The sequence below is a fragment of the Xenorhabdus sp. SGI 60 genome, assembly GCF_056632175.1.
Genome location: NZ_CP196860.1, coordinates 565,359 through 585,076 on the forward strand (window position 1 = coordinate 565,359; position 19,718 = coordinate 585,076).

The window sequence follows — 19,718 nt, forward strand, 5'->3', positions numbered from 1 at the left end:
GAAACAGACGCTTTTCAGATTTATCACTAAATCCGTTGATTAGTCATCAAGGAAGCTGCGCAGTACTTCGGAACGGCTCGGATGGCGCAGTTTACGCAGTGCTTTTGCTTCGATCTGACGAATACGTTCGCGGGTTACATCAAATTGTTTACCCACTTCTTCCAAGGTATGGTCAGTGTTCATATCGATACCAAAACGCATACGCAGAACTTTCGCCTCACGTGCAGTCAGACCTGCCAGCACATCGTGAGTTGCCGCGCGCAGGCTTTCTGACGTTGCTGAATCCAGCGGCAGTTCCAGAGTAGTATCCTCGATAAAATCGCCCAGATGTGAATCTTCATCATCACCCACCGGGGTTTCCATAGAGATTGGCTCTTTGGCAATTTTCAGGACCTTGCGGATCTTGTCCTCAGGCATCATCATACGCTCTGCCAGCTCTTCCGGTGAAGGCTCACGACCCATTTCCTGCAACATCTGGCGGGAAATACGATTGAGTTTGTTGATAGTCTCAATCATATGTACTGGGATACGGATGGTACGTGCCTGATCCGCGATAGAACGCGTGATCGCCTGACGGATCCACCATGTCGCGTAAGTTGAGAATTTGTAACCACGACGGTATTCAAATTTATCAACCGCTTTCATCAAACCGATATTACCTTCCTGGATCAAATCGAGGAATTGCAGGCCACGGTTGGTATATTTCTTCGCAATCGAAATAACCAGACGCAGGTTGGCCTCAACCATCTCTTTTTTCGCACGGCGGGCTTTCGCTTCACCGATTGACATGCGACGGTTGATGTCTTTGACCTGTTCAATGGTCAGGCCGGTTTCTTCTTCGATCTGGCGTAACTTTTGCAGGCTACGCATAACTTCTTCTTCAACTTCCAGCAATTTGTCAGACCATGGCTTGTTCATTGCTTTTGCAGCGGTGAACCATGTATCAGTGGTCTCATTGCCAGAGAACAGCGTGATGAAGATTTTCTTCGGCATTTTGCACTGTTCAACACACATCTTCATGATCTGACGCTCTTGAAGACGTACGCGATCCATCATGGAACGCATATTGTTGACCAGATGATCAAACTGCTTTGGTACCAGGCGGAACTGTTTAAATACTTCAGATAAAGTTAATATTTCTGCTGCGGAATTAGGATGACTACGACCGTATGTTTTAATCGCCTGACGAGTCAGTTCATGTTGCTCACGCAGTTCCGAAAATTTCTGGCGAGCGAGTTCTGGATCGATGCTGTTATCCTCTTCGCTGTCAGCATCATCATCACGATCTTCTTCTTCATCATCATCGTCGTCAAGTTCTTCTTGAGGAAGTTCTGAGCCAACGTGAGTGGCGGTTGGGGCAAGATCTTCTTCTGCATTAGGATCAACGAAACCCGTGATCAAATCGGACAGACGACTCTCGCCGGATTCAACACGGTCGTACTGTTCTAACAGGTAAGTAATCGCTTCAGGGTATTCAGCAACGGAGCACTGCACTTGGTTGATGCCATCTTCAATGCGCTTTGCAATGTCAATCTCACCTTCGCGAGTCAAGAGTTCAACCGTACCCATTTCGCGCATGTACATGCGAACCGGATCGGTGGTACGACCGATTTCTGACTCAACACTAGATAGCACTTGCGCAGCCGCTTCCACTGCGTCTTCATCTGTGTCGTTTGTGTTTTCTGCCAACATGAGATCATCGGCATCAGGTGCCTCTTCCATTACCTGGATGCCCATGTCATTGATCATTTGGATGATATCTTCTATCTGATCAGAATCGACGATATCTTCCGGCAGATGGTCATTGACCTCAGCATAGGTCAAATAGCCTTGCTCCTTACCTCGGGTGACAAGTAGCTTTAGCTGTGACTGCGGGTTTTGCTCCATAAGACGGTATCCACACTTCAGAGTATTGGTTGGTGTCGGTCGGCGAAACAAATATGCCAACAATAATATTTAGGGGCGTTTTCATTGCATTGCCGCAGCCCTCAATTGCGGCAATTGTAGGGTGACTTGCCCTACCTAATGCGGCATTTAAGCCGTGAATTCTGTGTCTGTGATTTTAGGTTTTGGTTTAGAACCTGTTTCACCAAGCTATATTTCATTGAGTGATATTTTTATCAAACGATAGTTTCAGCCAACCCTATTAGGGATATAAGCCTATATAAGTAAGCCAAACAGTATAACCTCCAAGTTAATATAATCTTGAAGTCATATAGCCTTGCTGAGACAGATTCTTATTTCCTCGCACCAGATACCGTAATTAACCGGACTTCTTCACGCTCTTCTGGTGTCAGGCCTTCAGTTCTCTCTTTAGCCATTAGAAAATTAAAACGTTCATCAAGTGCTGACGCAAAAAGATGGTTCAGTGCATCGCTGAAAGTCTTTTCAGCAATCTCTTCTATTTGTATATCGTTCCATGCAGCGAGTTTTTCAAGCTGTTTAGCGTACTTATTATCGCGATATTGCTCCAACAGTTGCCCAGTAGTTAAACCTGGTTGCGCAAGGCACGTGTCGACAAGCTCTATGAATAATGGCAGTCCTGCTATCTGAGTAGGAAACATTCCCTGTAATGGGGGAACCAATGTCGCTAAATGCGGATTCTGTACCAGTAATGCGATCAGTATGCGCATTGTTGTTGGTTTCAGTTTTAGCACCTGATAAGTATTGGTATCTTTTTTGACAAGTTTTGCCAGAAAACGTTCCAATTGTGTTGTATCAGGCGTACCTAACAAGTTTCCAAGCTCTTGAAGCAGATAGAGTCGCAGTGTTTCCCCTGGGATTTGACTGAGCAGTGGCATGGCTAGTGAACTGAGCTTAGTCGCTCCTTCTGGGTTACTTAAATCAACCTGCGGCAAGAGTGATTCGAACAAAAATGCAGATAAGGTCAATGCCTTTTCCATTCTTTGCTCGAATGTTTCCCGTCCTTCTTTGCGAATCAATGAATCAGGATCTTCGCCATCAGGCAAGAACATAAAACGTAATTGCCGACCATCATTCAGATAAGGCAGTGCTGTTTCTAATGTACGCCATGCGGCATCACGACCTGCACGGTCACCATCGTAGCAACAGATGACATTATCGGTTGTCCTGAAAAGTAACTGAACGTGTTCGGCTGTCGTGGACGTTCCCAGCGAAGCCACGGCATAGTCGATGCCAAATTGGGCTAGCGCAACAACATCCATATAACCTTCAACCACCAATAACTTTGTCAGGGTATTGTGGCTTTGCTGTGCCTCATAAAGACCATATAACTGGCGGCCTTTATGAAAAATTTCTGTTTCTGGCGAGTTCAGGTACTTGGGAAGCTCATTTCCCAGCACTCGGCCACCAAATGCAATTACGCGACCACGACGATCGCGAATGGGAAACATCACCCGCTCGCGGAAACGATCATAAGTGCGACCATTGTCGTTCGTGACCAGTATTCCTGCATCGTTTAACTGTTTGCGCTCTTCCGCATTATGGGCAAACCGTTTTAAGGCGTTATCCCACCCCGCAGGCGCAAAACCAATGGCGAAACGTTGAATGATCTCTTCACTGAGTCCACGTTGAGCCAGATATTGTCGGGCTGATTGGGCACCGGGAGTATTATGCAGTGAATGCTGATAGAAGCTATTGAGCTTCTCCATCAGTTGGTAAAGATTTTGCCTTTGGTGACGTTCGATTTGACTGATGCCGGAACCTACTTCGTAGGGAACTTCCAGCCCATGCATGGCAGCCAGTTCTTCGATGGATTCGACGAAGTCCAACCTGTCATAATTCATCAAAAAATCAATGGCATTGCCATGTGCCCCGCAACCGAAGCAATGGTAAAACTGCTTATCACCATTAACAGTGAATGAAGGGGTTTTTTCGTTATGAAAAGGACAGCACGCTTGATGGTTTTTACCTTTCTTTTTCAAAGGCACCCTAACATCGATCAAATCAATGATATCGGTTCTTGCTAATAAGTCATTGATAAATGCGCGTGGAATTCGTCCAGCCATAAGCCCTTTTTCGCCTGTTGATGAACGAGAATAAGCCGCGCTTCCTTTGGGAAAGCACGGCCTTTAACTGCAGTAGTTTGTTAATACAATCACTAAGCGGACTGACCGCGAAGATTAGTACAAACGAGTGCGGCGTGCGTTTTCGCGAGCTAGCTTCTTAGCATGACGCTTAACAGCAGAAGCTTTAGCGCGTTTGCGCTCAGTCGTTGGTTTTTCATAGAACTCACGACGACGAACTTCTGCTAATACGCCTGCTTTCTCGCAAGAACGCTTGAAGCGACGCAGTGCTACGTCAAATGGCTCGTTTTCACGTACTTTAATTACTGGCATGTGCCTCTCACCTCAATAGAAATCGGGTTTGTCGCTGGCGTGATAGTGCCAGCCGTCTTTAAAATGGTGCGGAATTTTACTTCAATGAACACGGCCTTGTAAAGTGCCGAGGAAAATTGAAACCGATAACGCCATGGGTTATGGAATGCATTCTTGTATATAAAAAAAGAAAAAAGCAGCCTGATACCGACGTTATTAACATTAACCACACAGGATATTCAAGTAGGGCATTGATTATAGACTAAACAGAAAAAATAGCCAGCATGTAATGGATTCAGTGGCGTGAATGTTGATATGGAAAGCGTGTCGGCAGAGAATTTAACAATAGATGGTGTTACACTGTCGTGCGTTGAAAGGAATGCGAATGTATATGACCAAACAACGAGACACGAGACGAATAGTGCAATGCGAGTTTTAGGTATAGAAACGTCCTGCGATGAAACCGGAATCGCAATTTATGACGACAAAACCGGTCTGCTAGCCAATCAATTATACAGTCAGGTCAAGCTACATGCTGATTATGGTGGTGTTGTGCCTGAACTGGCGTCCCGTGACCACATTCGTAAAACGGTTCCTTTGATTCAGGCAGCTTTGAAGGAAGCGGGTCTGACGAGTAAAGACATCAATGCAGTGGCTTACACTGCCGGGCCGGGATTGGTTGGTGCGTTGCTGGTTGGTGCAACCATTGGACGTTCACTGGCATTTGCATGGGATGTACCGGCTATTCCCGTGCATCATATGGAAGGCCATTTGTTGGCGCCGATGCTGGAAGAAAACAGTCCTGAGTTTCCTTTTGTTGCCTTACTGGTTTCTGGGGGTCATACCCAGCTTATTAGTGTGACGGGTATCGGTGAATATAAACTGTTGGGTGAATCCATTGACGATGCTGCCGGCGAGGCTTTTGATAAGACAGCCAAGCTGCTTGGTTTAGATTACCCCGGCGGGCCAGCGCTTTCCCGTATGGCACAGCAGGGTAAGGCGGGACGTTTTATTTTTCCACGCCCGATGACAGATCGTCCGGGACTGGATTTCAGCTTTTCTGGTCTGAAAACATTCGCCGCTAATACGATCCGCAATAACATTCATGGTCATGATATGGCTGAGGATGAGCAAACTAAGGCGGATATTGCCCGCGCATTTGAAGATGCCGTCGTGGACACACTAGCTATTAAGTGCAAACGAGCGTTGGAACAGACGGGATTTAAACGTCTGGTGATGGCGGGCGGAGTGAGTGCAAACCGAACATTGCGTACCAAAATGCAGGAAGTGATGGAAAAGCTGGGAGGAGAAGTCTTCTATGCCCGACCTGAATTCTGTACTGATAACGGGGCAATGATCGCGCTGGCTGGCATGATCCGTTTGCAAGGAGGGACTGTCGGTGAATTAGGTGTAACGGTGAAAGCCCGTTGGCCGTTGGCAGATCTTCCTGCTTTGCAAAAATAATAATACAAGGCGTTGCCTGATATGGGCTGAGTGCTGTTTGCTACTCAGCCTTTTTTATTGAAATACTGCTCCAAATGCAAGAGCGTTTTTCCTATTGTAGAGGAAAATCCTGACGCGCTACGCTTGTCTTCTCCATATGACCGAGCTAAGTATTAACCCGGTAACCATTCATCACTACAGTATTCGTTCGGCGGCTGCGGCGTCGAGCCAGTCCTTAAATTCTGTCAACAACAGATCATACAGTGCGTCTTCTTTTATAGTTGCAAAATTGTCGATCGCGAAGAAATGGGTATTATCCAGACGGCGATCGGTAAAGTTATCGAGTTTTTCGAGTATTCCGTAATTCGAACCGCCCAAGCCAACAAACTTCCAAAAAATAGGGTAATTTGCTGAACGTCGGATGGCTTCCTTAATTTGACGGGTTTTGCTGATACCGCCGTCTGTAATAAACACGACATAGACAGGTAGGTCACTGTCTTTAAAATAGTCGATAATTTCTTCCATAACTGGCGGCTCATTATTGGTAGCGCCAAGATTAGGGAGGATTTCCCATCTGGAGGATTTTATCGCGGTCTGTATTGTATGGATATAGTCATCAAGGTTATCAAGGGTTACGTCCTGATATTTTCTGTGTCGCTCGGCAAAGCCCCAGACATCCATTGAGCCGTCATCGTCAAATTGCACAGCCAGTACGGCAATACGATCCAAAACCGCCTGAACATTTCCTTTCTTGAATTGACCTTTCATTGATCCTGATGCATCAAGAACAAATGCAACCCGGGCTTTGATTGATTGCAGATTGTGTTTACTCAGACTGACGGTTACATTCTTGGCAAGGTTTACGAGGCGTGGCGCTTTATCCTGTAGTTTTTTCTCGAGGCTGATGGTTGGGCTAGTGGGAGGATTATTTGAAGACGCAGGTTGTTCCACATCGACACCAAAATTCACCGCCAATGGCTCCAGCCCTCCATTGAAACCTTGCCCGAGAGCACGGAGCTTCCAGTTGCCGGAATGTCGGTAAATTTCCGCAATAATCATGGCCTTTTCCGTTCTGCCTGCTGTTGAAACCGAGAAGGTAGCAACATCTTGCGCCTCAAATTTCAATTGTTGAAGACCGTCAACTGAATCCGGGCCGTCTATCACCAGCGCGATAGCAATTTTGTTTACACTGGCAGCTATTTTTGTCAGATCCACAGTGATAATACTGCCTTGGTGAGATGCTTCCAAAACCAGGCTGTTATCTGCGGCTGCGGGATTATTGTAAAAATAGAAGTCACTGTCTCCTCTGACTTTCCCATTGGCATTTAACAAAAAAGCAGAGGCATCCACTTCACTGCGAAAAGAAGGTGTTGCAGGGTAAGAGAGAGTGAGTCGAAGAGAAGTTTTAGCTAAAACGATATTTTGTCCTGCTTGAAGATCCATACATGATGTCCTTTTAAGTACGTAGGGGATATTCCTTTACTATGTTAATCACCATCAGGATATTCAATCCAATACTGGACAGGATTAATAACTTAAATATTCAATATATATTAATAATTTGTGAAGATGGTCACAGGTTAGAACAGAATTTGGTTGTCCGCTATGGCTTCACCCACGTTTCAGGCTTTTACTTGGCGTCTCGCCATAACGGGCTTTATATTCTGCGCTAAAGCGTCCCATATGGGCGAATCCCCAACGTAGGGCGACGCCTGTGACGCTGGTGGCTTCTCCCGCCAATAGTTCTGTGCGTACATGTTCCATACGCAGGTCACGTAAATACTGCATCGGGCTGATATTCAGAAACGCCTTGAAGCCGGAATAGAGGCTGCGCAGGCTGACTCCTGCCACCTGAGCGAGCTGTTCTACGGTTATTGGCTCGTGGGCATGAGCTTGCAAATATTCCTGCACTCGCCGTACATGCCGCGGGCGAATGGAACATCGGCGGTTGGTAGGCGTTTCACTGTAATTATGTTGATGTGTGGATAGCAGGGTAACGGAAATCAATTGCGCTATTTGGTTGGTAATCAGTTTGTGTTGCAAGATATCAGGTAATTGGGTGGCGCATTCCAGAATATAAGGCATCAAACAACGCCAGGCCTGACAGCGTTGCCATTCAAACCCCAATTCAAATACCAGTGGTTGATCCAGTGTGTGCCCTAATTGGCCGACCAGCGTTCTTTCCAGCAAGGTGCGGGAGATCTTGACCATAAACTGGTCATTATCGGCATTCCAGCGCATGGAAGTGTGCTGATTTGGGCTGAGAATGGAAGCCAGATTAGGGGTGGAATCAAGGTACTGGTCACCGCTTTCAATACCCGCACAGCCAGCCAGCGGCATCTGGATGAGAAAGAACGAATCCAATTCTCCTGGGGTGATTTCAACGCAGGCACCGTAACGCAATCGGCTCATGGAAATATCCCCAAGTGGAATATAATGCATTTGGGCGTCCAATTTTTGATGGGCGCCCACTATAGTTAGCTGATGAGGCTGGATGACCCGTCCGACCATAGATTTAACTTCATCAAGATCGTTGGATGAAAAAAGTAAATGCTTTGGGGAATTGAGATGCTCCCCGATTTTTGTCACTGCATATTTAGGATCTGAACAGTTTGAAGCTGAATATCTTGATTCAGCTCTTCGAGGGTCAGTGTGCTTTGGTTCAGTATTTTTAGACCCAAAATAGTTATAAGACCACGAATTGCTCATCATTTCAGATACCTCTAGCCAGTCATATCATTGTTATGATGTATGAGATATTCCGCTAATAACGTGTTTATTCCCTATTTTGATTATTCGGGATATAAAAAAATAACAGTATTAACCTTATTCGATTATCTGATAACAGTATCCACATATTGTTTAAATGAAATATATATGATTATGAATATATTTATGATGGGTACTCTATATCCACCTGCTGCACGCTTTATCCAAACACTGCATAAATCACAATTTCATTATAAATCAATTAGTTAATGTTAACGCATGTCCGCATTACATAAAAGAGAACTAAAAGGCGTAAAGCGGACACGGTCAGGTAAGCATGGCTGAACCATCATGTGTCGAGGAAGTGAAAAAATTACGTCTGGGCCAAGGCGACGTTTTCAGTGGTGAAGGCATACTTGCCGTGACAAAAGCACTGTTGGAATCGGGGGTGGCATATGTGGCCGGCTATCAGGGCGCGCCAATCTCCCATCTGATGGATGTGTTGTTGGATGCACAGGATATTTTATCTGAATATGGCATTCGTTTTGAAAACAGTGCCAGTGAAGCCACCGCTGCTGCGACGCTTGCCGCTTCCGTGAATTATCCACTGCGCGGAGCCATCACGTTTAAATCGACGGCGGGCACGAATGTTGCCTCGGATGCATTGGCAAATCTGGCATCGGGCGGTGTGGTGGGTGGTGCGCTGATTATTGTCGGTGAAGACTATGGTGAAGGTTCTTCCATTATGCAGGAGCGCAGCCATGCTTTCGCGATGAAGTCTCAGATCTGGTTGCTCGATCCTCGCCCCAATCTGCCTTCGATTGTCCAGGCGGTGAAGATGGGGTTTGCGCTATCAGAAGCCAGTCATACCCCCGTGATGTTACAGATGCGCATTCGTGCTTGCCATGTGCATGGTCGGTTTGTCTGTGAGAAAAATCGTTCGTCAACGTTTATGATTCAGGATGCACTGGAAAATCCGACGCGCGATCTTAACCGTATTGTTTTGCCTCCCGCCAGTTTTCTGCATGAGAAAGAGAAAGTGCAAGATCGCTGGCCTGCGGCGGTGCGTTTTATCCAACAGCACGCACTGAATGAGTTTTTCGCTGAACAGGCAGAGGATGTTGGCCTTGCCCTGCAAGGGGGATGCTATAACACCGTGATCCGTGCCCTGAATTTACTTGGGTTGGCAGATGTTTTTGGCAATAGCCAAATCCCGCTGTATGTCATGAATGTCGCTTACCCGTTGATCGATGAAGAGTTTGAACGTTTTTGTCATGGTAAGCGGGCGATTTTAGTGCTGGAAGAAGGCCAGCCCAATTTTGTCGAGCAGAATGTCGCTAATATCTTGCGCCAACGTGAGATAGCGACCCGGTTACATGGCAAGGACTTACTGCCAATGGCGGGGGAATACAACACGGCTACCGTGTTATCAGGACTCCGTGCTTTCCTTGAGCGTTACGGCAAAATTGCAGCGGAAAGTGGGGTGTCTGCTTGCCAGGTACGCATCCCAGCCGTCACTTTACCGACAAAAGATCCACTGAAAGAAGCGGTTCATACCCGTCCACCCGGATTTTGCACCGGTTGCCCAGAGCGCCCAATCTTTACGGCGATGAAATTGCTTGAACGGGAGTTGGGGCAACATCACATCAGTGCTGATATTGGTTGTCATTTGTTTGCCATTTTACCGCCATTTAATTTGGGTAATACCACGATGGGATACGGATTGGGGGCAGCGAGTGCGGCAGCACTGAATACACCGATTACGAATAAGCGGGCAATCTCAGTTATGGGGGATGGTGGATTTTGGCACAACGGATTAACCACTGGTATAGCCAATAGTGTTTTTAACCGTAGCGACAATCTGACCATTATTGTGGACAACAGTTACACCTCCGCGACCGGAGGGCAGGATATTCCCTCTTCAACAGCGTTAAATCCCCATCGCAGTACCGGACATGATATCGAAAAAGCAGTTAAAGGTGTGGGGGTGAAATGGGTACGCACGATCAAACGTACCTACGATCTCAAAGCCATGATGAATACCTTACGCGAGGCGCTGACAACAGGTAAGCATGGGCCAAAAGTATTGGTCGCACAGAGTGAGTGCATGTTGAATAAACAACGGCGCGAGAAGGTAAAAATCAAAGGCGCTATTGCGGCAGGGAAGCGGATCGTCCGCGAACAGTTTGGGGTTGATCCTGATACCTGCACGGGCGATCACTCTTGTATCCGTTTGTCCGGTTGTCCTTCTCTATCGATTAAACCGAATCCTGATCCATTGCGCACCGATCCGGTGACAACAGTATTGAATAGCTGTGTGGGCTGTGGGTTGTGCGGGGAGTTATCTCATGCGGCAGTGTTGTGCCCCTCTTTCTTTAAGGCACGGATCATTAGCAATCCCAAACGTTGGGAGCGGCTGCTCCATCGTATTCGCAAAGGACTCATCGGTTATTTGCAGCGTCGCGATGTTAAACGTCGTAAGCAATATGATTTTTAAGAAGGAGTCATACTTATGCCACCATCCATCCATTCCCCGTTGACGAATTCGCCTAAACAGCCGATTAAGATTGCTATCCTGGCGATGGGAGGTGAAGGCGGCGGTGTACTGGCCGATTGGATCGTAACCCTGGGGGAAGAGCATGGCTATTTCGCCCAAACAACTTCAGTTCCGGGTGTCGCCCAGCGGACTGGGGCAACCATTTATTATGTCGAATTATTTCCTGGTGCTGATGATCCTGAAGTACCGACACCTGTATTGGCATTAATGCCAACTGCCGGTGATGTGGATATTGTGCTGGCTTCGGAATTAATGGAAGCCGGACGCGCTGTCCAACGCGGTTTGGTAACAGCGGATCGCACGACGCTTATCGCATCAAGCCATCGGATATTTTCGATGGAAGAGCGTTCGGCAATGGGCGATGGGCGTGTGGATAGCGAGGTATTGATCCAGCAATCCCGACAAGCTGCTTTGCGTTTTATCCATTTTGATATGGCGAAGATGGCAGAGAAGAGTGGCAGTGTGATCAGTGCAGTCTTGTTTGGTGCACTTTGCGGGACGGAGATCTTGCCGTTTAGTCGTAATCAATTTGAAGCAGCGATCATCAAGAAAAACGTGGGGATAAAACCCAGTTTGCAAGCCTTTAGTTTGGGATTGAGCCGGACACAACTGGAGGCAGAATCAAAAACGGCGCCAGAACCCCATATTCCACAAAAAGCCCTGCGTTCCCATCATCGTTTTTTCCAGAACAAGAAAGTCAATGCCCTGTTGTTACGTATCCGGCAAAAGCTGCCTGCGTGTGTCCATGACATCGCCATTGAAGGTGTCAGGCGCCTGATTGATTATCAAGATCTGGCTTACGCCGGTTTGTACCTTGACCGATTGCAAAATCTGATCGAGCAAGCCGTTAAACCGGATGAGCGATTATTGCACGAGCAATTATTACGTGAAACTGCCCGCCATTTGGCACTGTGGATGGCTTACGAAGACACCATGCGGGTGGCAGATCTCAAAACTCGTGCCAGTCGATTCGAACGTGTCAGGAAAGAAATGAGGGTGAAAGACGGTCAACTATTCGAGATCAATGACTTTCTGCATCCCAGAATGGAAGAAATTTGTGACAGCTTGCCGGCCAATATTGGTCGCTGGTTGTCTTGTCCTCATTTTGTCAATCGCATGTTGGCGAAATTACTCAGCCGTGGGCGAGTGATTACCACCAGTTCCCTTCGGGGATATCTGTTGCTTGGTATGCTGGCAAGTTGGCGTCGAATGCGCCGCTATACGCTGCGTTTTCAACATGAAACGTTACGCATTGAAGAGTGGTTGGGGCGAATTAGCGTAACAGCAAAGCGTGATCCCGCACTGGCTACGGAAATTGCCCAATGTCAGCGCTTAATCAAGGGATATGGTGATACTTACTCTCGTGGATCACGTCATTTTCAAACTCTGATGGAGATTGTTGATCACCATCTGCATGACTTATCTCCTGCCAGCCTGCGGCAACTGCGTGAAGCGGCATTGGCAGATGAGCAGGGTGACCGATTACGCGAGTGCCAGCAGCGTCTCTCTTTATATTAAAGAACTTATCCTAAGGAGCCTGTAATGAGCCTGCTTAGATTTATACAGCCCCATAAGATCCGTTTTTCTGAATGTGATCCGGCGGGGATCGTCTTTTATCCCCAGTATTTTGTGATGTTCAATAACTTGCTGGAAGATTGGTTCGATGAATTAACGCCAATGGGATATGCCAACTACATCGCCAAACACCGTTTTGGGTTGCCGACAGTTCACCTGGAGGCGGAATTTAAGGCCATTAGCAGAATGGGGGATCAGGTTTGGCTGGAATTAAACGTTGAGAAAATTGGCAAGAAATCATTGACGTTGATCCAACGCTGCGTCAGCAAAGAAGGTGAGCTGAGGATGAATGTAACGCAGACTTATGTCACCACTTCACTGGATACCCATCAAGCAATCCCCATACCTGATGAAATTTATTATGCGTTAACTAAACAGATGCCTTAGCAGAACTGGCGCATTACGCATGGGGTAGATATCGTGCGGCAGGAGAAGAAATTATGAATGTAAGAGGTAAGAATGCAGTAGTCAGGCAAAATGCAGTGACCGTAACGGGTAAGAATATCGTATGTATTGGCGGTGGACCGGCGGGATTGTACTTCGGTTTGCTGATGAAGTTGCAAAATCCTGATAATCGTGTCGTGGTCATCGAGCGCAATCGTCCGTATGACACTTTTGGCTGGGGCGTGGTGTTTTCGGATGCAACATTGGAAAACCTGCATCTGGCTGATCCGGTGTCGGCTGAAATTATCAGGGAGGAATTTAGCCGTTGGGATGATATTGATATCCACTTTAAGGGAACAGTAAATCGTAGTGGTGGTCATGGGTTTATTGGCATTGGCCGTAAAAAGTTACTGAATATCCTGCAAGATCGTTGTCACGAAGTCGGGGTTGAGTTGCTGTTTGAAACGCAGGTTGAGGATGAGCAGGAGATTGCCCGCCAATATCATGCTGATTTGCTGATTGCATCTGATGGGATTAATAGCCAGATCCGTACCCGTTATGCTGAATTTTTCCAGCCTGATATTGATCAACGCCATTGCCGTTTTGTCTGGCTGGGGACGCGCAAAATTTTTGATGCGTTTACGTTTCTGTTTGTGGAAACCGAATATGGCTGGTTTCAGGTTCACGCCTACCAATTTCAGGAAGGCTTATCGACTTTTATTGTCGAGACAACGGAAGAAACCTGGCTGGCTGCGGGGATAGACAAAATGTCACAGGAAGAGGGCATTGCGTATTGCGAAAAAATATTCGCACCGTGGCTGGATGGACATCCCTTAATCTCCAATGCTTCCCATTTGCGGGGGGCTGCTATTTGGATACGTTTTCCCCGTGTAATTTGTGCGAACTGGGTGCACTGGATCAAGCCAGAGGAAGATAACGGCAAAAATATCCCGATTGTGTTAATGGGAGATGCTGCCCATACCGCCCATTTTTCCATTGGCTCTGGCACAAAATTGGCATTAGAAGATGCGATTGAACTGGCAAACAGCCTGAAAGCCCATCAGGGGAATTGGCAGGCGGGGTTGTCTGATTACCAACAATCGCGCAGTGTGGAAGTGCTGAAAATTCAGAATGCCGCCCGTAATTCAACGGAGTGGTTCGAGAATGTCGCACGCTATGAACGTTTTTCGCCTGAACAATTCGCTTACTCATTGTTGACACGCTCACAGCGCATTTCCCATGAAAATTTGCGCTTGAGGGATCGGGCATGGTTGGAAAATTACGAAAGCTGGTTTGCCCAAAAGTTTCATCTGTCTTCACCATTAACCCCGCCGTTGCTGACACCTTATCAGGTACGGGGGGTTAACCTGAAAAATCGGGTTGTTGTCTCTCCAACGCTATTGTATAGCGCCGTGGAGGGGGTTCCGGGTTCATTCCATCTGGTTCATCTGGGTAGCAGAGCATTGGGAGGCGCGGGTTTGGTGATTGCTGAAATGACGGCTATTTCTCCGCAAGCACGTGTCACTCCTGCGTGTACGGGATTGTGGAATGATCAGCAGGTACAGGCGTGGAAGACAATCACCGATTTTGTCCATCAGCATTCTGGCTCGCGGATAGGCATTCAACTGGGACATGCGGGAAGACGAGGATCAACCCAATTGGGATGGGAACAGTCTGATCATCCTTTGCCAGAGGGTAATTGGCCTTTGGTTTCGGCATCGGCCTTGCCCTACTTAGCCGGAATTTCACAAGTGCCGGCAGCGCTGACCAAGACACAACTACAAGAAATTACGGAGCAGTTTGTTGCAGCAACCCAGCGTGCCATCAAAGCCGGTTTTGACTGGCTGGAGATCCAGGCCGCTCACGGTTATCTGCTCTCCAGTTTTATCTCCCCGCTGACTAATCAGCGCGATGACGAATATGGTGGTTCGCTGGAAAACCGGCTTCGTTTCCCGTTGGCCGTTTTCAAGGCAGTACGTGAGGTTTGGCCGGTTGATTTGCCGATATCGGTGCGTATTTCTGCCACGGATTGGGTGGAAGGGGGAACGACGATTGATGAAGCCGTAGAGATTGCCCGTCGTTTCCGTGAAGCCGGAGTGGATATGGTGGATTGTTCTACAGGGGAAGTTTCCGCTGGTCAGCGGCCGATTTACGGGCGCATGTACCAGACTCCGATGGCTGATCGCATTCGCAATGAAGGCAATGTGCCGGTGATTGCGGTCGGTGCGATTACAGATGCTGATCAAATCAACGGCATTATCGCGTCTGGGCGCGCTGACCTTTGTGCCTTATCCCGCCCGTTCTTATCTAATGCAGCCTGGCTACTGCATGAATGCGCCAGATATGGCTGGACGGGTATCGATTGGCCGAAACCTTATCTTTACGGCAAAGCCCAACTAATTAAAAAACAACTCTAGGAGATAGTTATGTCTCAACAAGCAAATATCCAAGCTCATGATCAATATAGGGAAGATATTATCGGCCGTGCCAATGTGGCCGATAGCCCTGAACTGCTGGCGTATTACAGGGAGTTGGAAAAATACCGGACAGGGGCACTCTGGACCATCGCCAATAAAATAGAACCCTGGCAACCTAAATCAGCCTCAGTGCCGGTACTTTGGCGTTACCGTGATTTGCGTGAGCACGTTATAAGATCAGCCGATTTGGTGACACCGGAAAAAGCCGGGCGCCGTGTGGTCTACCTGAACAATTCGGGAGATCCGGAAGCCTCCACCGCAGTTGGCTTGCTCTACTCCGGTCTCCAGACAATGCGGCCAGGCGAGGCGGCATCGGCACATGCCCACTCCTCTTCTGCTCTGCGTTTCATCATGGAAGGGCGTGGCGCTTACACGATTGTCGATGGCCAAAAAATGTTGTTAGAAGCGAATGATCTCGTCTTAACCCCGAATGGCACCTGGCATGAACACGGTGTTGAATCTACGGGATCGCAATGTATCTGGCAGGACGGCCTGGATATCCCGCTGATTAACGTATTGGAGGCGAGTTTTTATAAGGTACATCCTGATTTGTCTCAGGTAGTGACTGAACCGGTGAATTCTTCCGTTGCGCGTTGGAGCGCTCCCGCTTTGCGTCCACAAAATGTTGGCTGGGAGAAACCCTATTCCCCGTTGTTCAGATATCAATGGGAACCAACGTATGAAGCCTTACAGCGTTACGCCCGTGTGACAGATGGCTCGCCTTTTGATGACGTTTTGATGCACTACACCAATCCCCTGACAGGGGGGCATATCATGGCAACGCTTAGCGCCAGTATGCAGTTATTGCGCCCTGGTTTTGTGGGTAAGGCACATCGTCATACCGGCAGTTTTATCTATCAAGTGGCGAAAGGAAAAGGTTATTCCGTGATTGATGGTCAACGATTTGACTGGCAGGAGCGGGATATTTTCTGCGTTCCTTCATGGGCATTTCATGAGCATGTGAATGTTTCGCAAACGGATGATGCTTGCCTGTTTTGTTTCAACGACTTGCCCGTTATGCAGGCATTGCAATTGTATTACGAAGAAGCCCTGACCGATAACGATGGGCACCAACGAGTGAGAGGATAAGAGATGCGTTTAATCACTTACCGTTCAGAAGTCACGGCTGCTGCGCGATTAGGCGCCATTGTCAATGAACATGTCATAGACTTGGCAAAGCTGGCTTCCCATACGGGGAATAGATTGCCGGATAATATGCTGGAGTTTATTGATTTGGGACCATTGGCGGTGAATAGCACAACCGCGCTGCTAGATTCATTTAAGGGATTTTGGCCAGTGGGAGTTTCACTGCCATTGCAGAATGTGAAAATTCTTGCTCCTATTCCCCGCCCACGGAAAAACATCTTTGGTATTGGCCTGAACTATGTTGAACATGTGGCTGAATCCAGCCGTGCTTTGGATACGGCAAAAGATCTGCCAAAAGAACCGGTCATTTTCTCTAAGCCGCCAACAACAGTGATTGGCCCTGGTGACGCCATTGAGCATAACAGTGCGATCACAGCGCAATTAGATTGGGAAGTGGAACTGGCGGTGATTATCGGAACCCGCGCTAAAGGTGTATCGGAAGATAAGGCTTTGAAATATGTTTTTGGCTATAGCCTGATGATCGACATGAGCGCCCGTGATTGCCGTCGGGCTGGGCAGTGGATCTACTCTAAGGGACAGGATACCTACGCCCCTTTTGGCCCTTGCATCGTCACGGCTGATGAAATTCCCAATCCACAAGATTTGGCATTGAGCCTAAAAGTCAATGGCGTGACTAAACAGGACTCCAATACGCGCCATATGTTGTTCAAGGTCAATACCTTGATTGCGGATATTAGCAAAGGCATCACGCTGGAACCAGGCGATATCATTGCCACAGGAACACCAGAAGGTGTTGGAGCGGGGCGTGATCCACAAGAATGGCTATGGCCAGGGGATGTGATTGAAGCCTACCTTGAAAAGATTGGTCATTTGCGTCACCCCGTTATTGCGGTGTAAATAAAACAGGAGCCTGATATGCTGAAACTTCCTAAGTTCAAAGCGGCTGCGGTACAGGCTGCTCCTGTCTTTCTGGATACAGAAGCGACGGTTGATCTCGTTTGTCGGCTGATTCAGGAAGCGGCAGACAAGGGGGCCAGTTTGGTGGCTTTTCCTGAAGTGTTTGTTTCTGGTTACCCCTATTGGAATTGGGTGATGAACCCAATACAAGGTAGTCCGTGGTTTGAAAAACTGTGCAAATCGGCTATTGAAGTGCCGGGGCCGGAGATCAACAAAATTGCCCTGGCTGCGGCTCGTCATCACATCAACGTTGTGATTGGGGTTAATGAGCGCAGTCCTGACGGCATAGCAACACTCTATAACACGCTGGTGACTATTTCTGATGAAGGGAACATTTTGGGGCGTCACCGCAAACTGGTGCCGACATGGGCGGAAAAACTGACATGGGCGAATGGTGATGCGGCTTCGTTAAAAGTGCATGATACCCGTATTGGGCCATTGGGCGTGCTGGCTTGTGGCGAAAATACCAATCCGTTAGCGCGTTTTTCCTTATTATCTCAGGGGGAATTGGTCCATGTTGCCAGTTACATTTCCCTGCCGGTTGCACCAGCGGATTATGATATGGCTGAGGCGATCCGTTTGCGGGCGGCAGCCCACTGTTTTGAAGGCAAGGTGTTTACCATTGTCTCCTGCTCCACGATTTCGCCGGAAATTGTCACAGCGATGTCGGCCAGCCATCCTGAAGCCGAAGCGTTGCTGGCACGTTCTAACAGTGCATTCACCGGCATTATTGGACCAGATGGGCGCGTGATAGGTGATCCCCTGATTGATAAGGAAGGGATCGTCTATGCGCATATTGACCTGAACCGCTGTATTCAGCCTCGTCAAATGCACGATATCACGGGGCATTACAACCGATTTGATATCTTCGATCTCAAAGTGAACCGTCAGCCAATGCGTGCGATCCGATTTACTGATCTGCCAGCCGATCAGGAGGATCGCCCATGAATAACACACCGCATTTTCGCGTGGGGCTGATTGTTCCTTCATCGAATACGACAATGGAAACAGAAATTCCCGCTATCCTGCAGGCCCGTGAAGTCGTAAACCCTGAACGTTTTACCTTTCATTCCAGTCGAATGAGAATGAAAACAGTCACAAAAGCGGAACTGGCGGCCATGGATGCAGACAGTGATCGCTGTGCGCTTGAGTTGTCGGATGCCGCGGTTGATGTGCTGGGATATGCCTGTTTAGTGGCGATTATGAGCATGGGACAGGGATATCACCGGATCTCTGAAAAGCGCCTCCATCTACGAACAGCTGAAAATGGACATCCGGCACCTGTTGTTACCAGCGCGGGGGCGTTGGTGGATGGGTTACATGCTTTGGGGGCGAAACGGATTTCTATACTGACGCCCTATATGAAGCCATTGACTCAGTTAGTCATTGATTACATTGAAAATGAAGGAATTGAAGTTATCGACAGCATTTCGCTGGAAATCCCCGATAACCTTGCTGTCGGACGACAAGATCCTCTCGCGCCGGTGGAGATTACCAAACGACTAAACAGCAATGTCGATGTGATAGTGGCTTCCGCCTGTGTACAAATGCCTTCTCTGCCGTCAGTAGCACTGATCGAAGATCGGGTGGGGATACCTGTGATTTCTTCATCTGTGGCAACAACCTACATGATATTGAAACAGCTTGGGCTGAATACATACGTTCCGCGATTTGGCTCACTGTTATCAGGAAAATATTGATCGAGATACAAAAGGTTGTTCAACTTATGCCAGATTCAAAAGTATTTGTTGATAATTACTTGCCTGCCTTGCTTGGGCGGGCATGGATGTTAGTTTCGTCTCAATTTCATGATGTCGTTGAAGCGCGGGGGTTGTCAGTGCTGGAGTGGCGGGTGTTATCAGCGTTGACAGGAAGTGGCTCCATTAGCACTGGCCTCCTGGCACAGAAAACGGTCAGTAAACAACCGACTATTACTCGCGTTTTGCAGCGTTTGGAGCTACAGGGGTATGTAGCGCGTTTTGCCAATGTTGGCCGTGATCGCCGTGTTACCTTGGTATGTTTGACTGAAACTGGGCAAAAAGTGGTAGAAGGATTACTGACTGAAGCTGAATCCCATGAGAAAAGTGTGCTGGAGCCATTGGGGGATGGAAAAAGTCAGCTATTGAAAGCGGTTTTGCAGGAACTGATTAAACGGCATACACCAGGGAGGATTTAGTAAATCATTCGTATGGAACATTGTGAGGAATATAC

15 protein-coding genes are annotated in these 19,718 nt (G+C 47.8%); 10 read left to right on the plus strand and 5 right to left on the minus strand.

The window, feature by feature from the left end:
• Positions 1–39: 39 nt before the first annotated feature.
• From rpoD to rpsU, 3 genes are all read right to left on the minus strand, one after another.
• Positions 40–1,887 carry an RNA polymerase sigma factor RpoD gene (gene rpoD / locus ACSJJG_RS02615; RefSeq protein WP_481088374.1) on the minus strand — a complete coding sequence of 616 codons (1,848 nt, stop codon included), beginning with the start codon at positions 1,885–1,887 and terminating at the stop codon, positions 40–42.
• A gap of 350 nt (positions 1,888–2,237) precedes the next feature.
• On the minus strand, positions 2,238–3,989 hold the full coding sequence (dnaG, locus tag ACSJJG_RS02620; RefSeq protein ID WP_481088375.1) for a DNA primase: 1,752 nt from the start codon (positions 3,987–3,989) through the stop codon (positions 2,238–2,240).
• 114 nt (positions 3,990–4,103) lie between these two features.
• Positions 4,104–4,319 carry a 30S ribosomal protein S21 gene (rpsU, locus tag ACSJJG_RS02625; RefSeq protein WP_001144069.1) on the minus strand — a complete coding sequence of 72 codons (216 nt, stop codon included), beginning with the start codon at positions 4,317–4,319 and terminating at the stop codon, positions 4,104–4,106.
• Positions 4,320–4,724: 405 nt separating this feature from the next.
• Here rpsU and tsaD point away from each other — a divergent pair, with 405 nt between their 5' ends.
• Positions 4,725–5,762 (plus strand): tRNA (adenosine(37)-N6)-threonylcarbamoyltransferase complex transferase subunit TsaD, encoded by a 1,038-nt coding sequence (gene tsaD / locus ACSJJG_RS02630; protein WP_481088376.1) that lies wholly within the window; start codon positions 4,725–4,727, stop codon positions 5,760–5,762.
• 174 nt (positions 5,763–5,936) lie between these two features.
• On the opposite strand, the gene ACSJJG_RS02635 is transcribed toward tsaD, so the two are convergent.
• Together ACSJJG_RS02635 and ACSJJG_RS02640 are read right to left on the minus strand one after the other, a co-directional pair.
• Positions 5,937–7,184 (minus strand): vWA domain-containing protein, encoded by a 1,248-nt coding sequence (locus tag ACSJJG_RS02635; RefSeq protein WP_481088377.1) that lies wholly within the window; start codon positions 7,182–7,184, stop codon positions 5,937–5,939.
• A 168-nt stretch (positions 7,185–7,352) separates the two neighbouring features.
• Positions 7,353–8,330, minus strand: coding sequence for an AraC family transcriptional regulator (locus ACSJJG_RS02640; protein ID WP_481088378.1), 978 nt, complete (start codon positions 8,328–8,330; stop codon positions 7,353–7,355).
• A 457-nt stretch (positions 8,331–8,787) separates the two neighbouring features.
• Between ACSJJG_RS02640 and ACSJJG_RS02645 the strand changes: the two genes are divergently transcribed.
• Genes ACSJJG_RS02645 through ACSJJG_RS02685 form a run of 9 tightly spaced genes read left to right on the plus strand, consistent with a single transcriptional unit; the run spans position 8,788 to position 19,683 of the window.
• Complete coding sequence (locus ACSJJG_RS02645) at positions 8,788–10,947, plus strand: thiamine pyrophosphate-dependent enzyme (RefSeq protein ID WP_481088379.1); 2,160 nt, start codon at positions 8,788–8,790, stop codon at positions 10,945–10,947.
• 15 nt (positions 10,948–10,962) lie between these two features.
• Positions 10,963–12,525, plus strand: coding sequence for an indolepyruvate oxidoreductase subunit beta family protein (locus ACSJJG_RS02650; RefSeq protein WP_189758804.1), 1,563 nt, complete (start codon positions 10,963–10,965; stop codon positions 12,523–12,525).
• 24 nt (positions 12,526–12,549) lie between these two features.
• A complete protein-coding gene (locus ACSJJG_RS02655; protein WP_189758803.1) occupies positions 12,550–12,969 on the plus strand; it encodes an acyl-CoA thioesterase in 420 nt (139 codons plus the stop codon).
• Between the two features lie 53 nt (positions 12,970–13,022).
• The gene (locus ACSJJG_RS02660) at positions 13,023–15,383 is read left to right on the plus strand and encodes a bifunctional salicylyl-CoA 5-hydroxylase/oxidoreductase (RefSeq protein WP_189758802.1); all 2,361 of its coding nucleotides are present in this window, start codon (positions 13,023–13,025) and stop codon (positions 15,381–15,383) included.
• Positions 15,384–15,392: 9 nt separating this feature from the next.
• Positions 15,393–16,532 carry a cupin domain-containing protein gene (locus ACSJJG_RS02665; RefSeq protein WP_189758801.1) on the plus strand — a complete coding sequence of 380 codons (1,140 nt, stop codon included), beginning with the start codon at positions 15,393–15,395 and terminating at the stop codon, positions 16,530–16,532.
• A 3-nt stretch (positions 16,533–16,535) separates the two neighbouring features.
• Positions 16,536–17,447 (plus strand): fumarylacetoacetate hydrolase family protein, encoded by a 912-nt coding sequence (locus ACSJJG_RS02670; RefSeq protein ID WP_189758800.1) that lies wholly within the window; start codon positions 16,536–16,538, stop codon positions 17,445–17,447.
• 18 nt (positions 17,448–17,465) lie between these two features.
• On the plus strand, positions 17,466–18,455 hold the full coding sequence (locus ACSJJG_RS02675; RefSeq protein ID WP_189758799.1) for a carbon-nitrogen hydrolase family protein: 990 nt from the start codon (positions 17,466–17,468) through the stop codon (positions 18,453–18,455).
• Positions 18,452–19,207 (plus strand): maleate cis-trans isomerase family protein, encoded by a 756-nt coding sequence (locus tag ACSJJG_RS02680; protein ID WP_276529765.1) that lies wholly within the window; start codon positions 18,452–18,454, stop codon positions 19,205–19,207. The genes ACSJJG_RS02675 and ACSJJG_RS02680 overlap by 4 nt, the downstream gene beginning before the upstream one ends.
• A 26-nt stretch (positions 19,208–19,233) precedes the next feature.
• Positions 19,234–19,683, plus strand: a complete 450-nt coding sequence (locus ACSJJG_RS02685) for a MarR family winged helix-turn-helix transcriptional regulator (protein ID WP_189758798.1) — start codon at positions 19,234–19,236, stop codon at positions 19,681–19,683.
• The last annotated feature ends 35 nt before the right edge of the window (positions 19,684–19,718 follow it).

Bases quoted from the DNA above. Each gene is read 5' to 3' on its own strand.
- ACSJJG_RS02635 (WP_481088377.1), bottom strand. From the start codon at position 7,184: ATGGATCTTCAAGCAGGACAAAATATCGTTTTAGCTAAAACTTCTCTT.
- tsaD (WP_481088376.1), top strand. From the start codon at position 4,725: ATGCGAGTTTTAGGTATAGAAACGTCCTGCGATGAAACCGGAATCGCA.
- ACSJJG_RS02685 (WP_189758798.1), top strand. From the start codon at position 19,234: ATGCCAGATTCAAAAGTATTTGTTGATAATTACTTGCCTGCCTTGCTT.
- ACSJJG_RS02650 (WP_189758804.1), top strand. From the start codon at position 10,963: ATGCCACCATCCATCCATTCCCCGTTGACGAATTCGCCTAAACAGCCG.
- ACSJJG_RS02660 (WP_189758802.1), top strand. From the start codon at position 13,023: ATGAATGTAAGAGGTAAGAATGCAGTAGTCAGGCAAAATGCAGTGACC.
- ACSJJG_RS02645 (WP_481088379.1), top strand. From the start codon at position 8,788: ATGGCTGAACCATCATGTGTCGAGGAAGTGAAAAAATTACGTCTGGGC.
- ACSJJG_RS02655 (WP_189758803.1), top strand. From the start codon at position 12,550: ATGAGCCTGCTTAGATTTATACAGCCCCATAAGATCCGTTTTTCTGAA.
- ACSJJG_RS02675 (WP_189758799.1), top strand. From the start codon at position 17,466: ATGCTGAAACTTCCTAAGTTCAAAGCGGCTGCGGTACAGGCTGCTCCT.
- dnaG (WP_481088375.1), bottom strand. From the start codon at position 3,989: ATGGCTGGACGAATTCCACGCGCATTTATCAATGACTTATTAGCAAGA.
- ACSJJG_RS02680 (WP_276529765.1), top strand. From the start codon at position 18,452: ATGAATAACACACCGCATTTTCGCGTGGGGCTGATTGTTCCTTCATCG.
- ACSJJG_RS02665 (WP_189758801.1), top strand. From the start codon at position 15,393: ATGTCTCAACAAGCAAATATCCAAGCTCATGATCAATATAGGGAAGAT.
- ACSJJG_RS02670 (WP_189758800.1), top strand. From the start codon at position 16,536: ATGCGTTTAATCACTTACCGTTCAGAAGTCACGGCTGCTGCGCGATTA.
- rpoD (WP_481088374.1), bottom strand. From the start codon at position 1,887: ATGGAGCAAAACCCGCAGTCACAGCTAAAGCTACTTGTCACCCGAGGT.
- rpsU (WP_001144069.1), bottom strand. From the start codon at position 4,319: ATGCCAGTAATTAAAGTACGTGAAAACGAGCCATTTGACGTAGCACTG.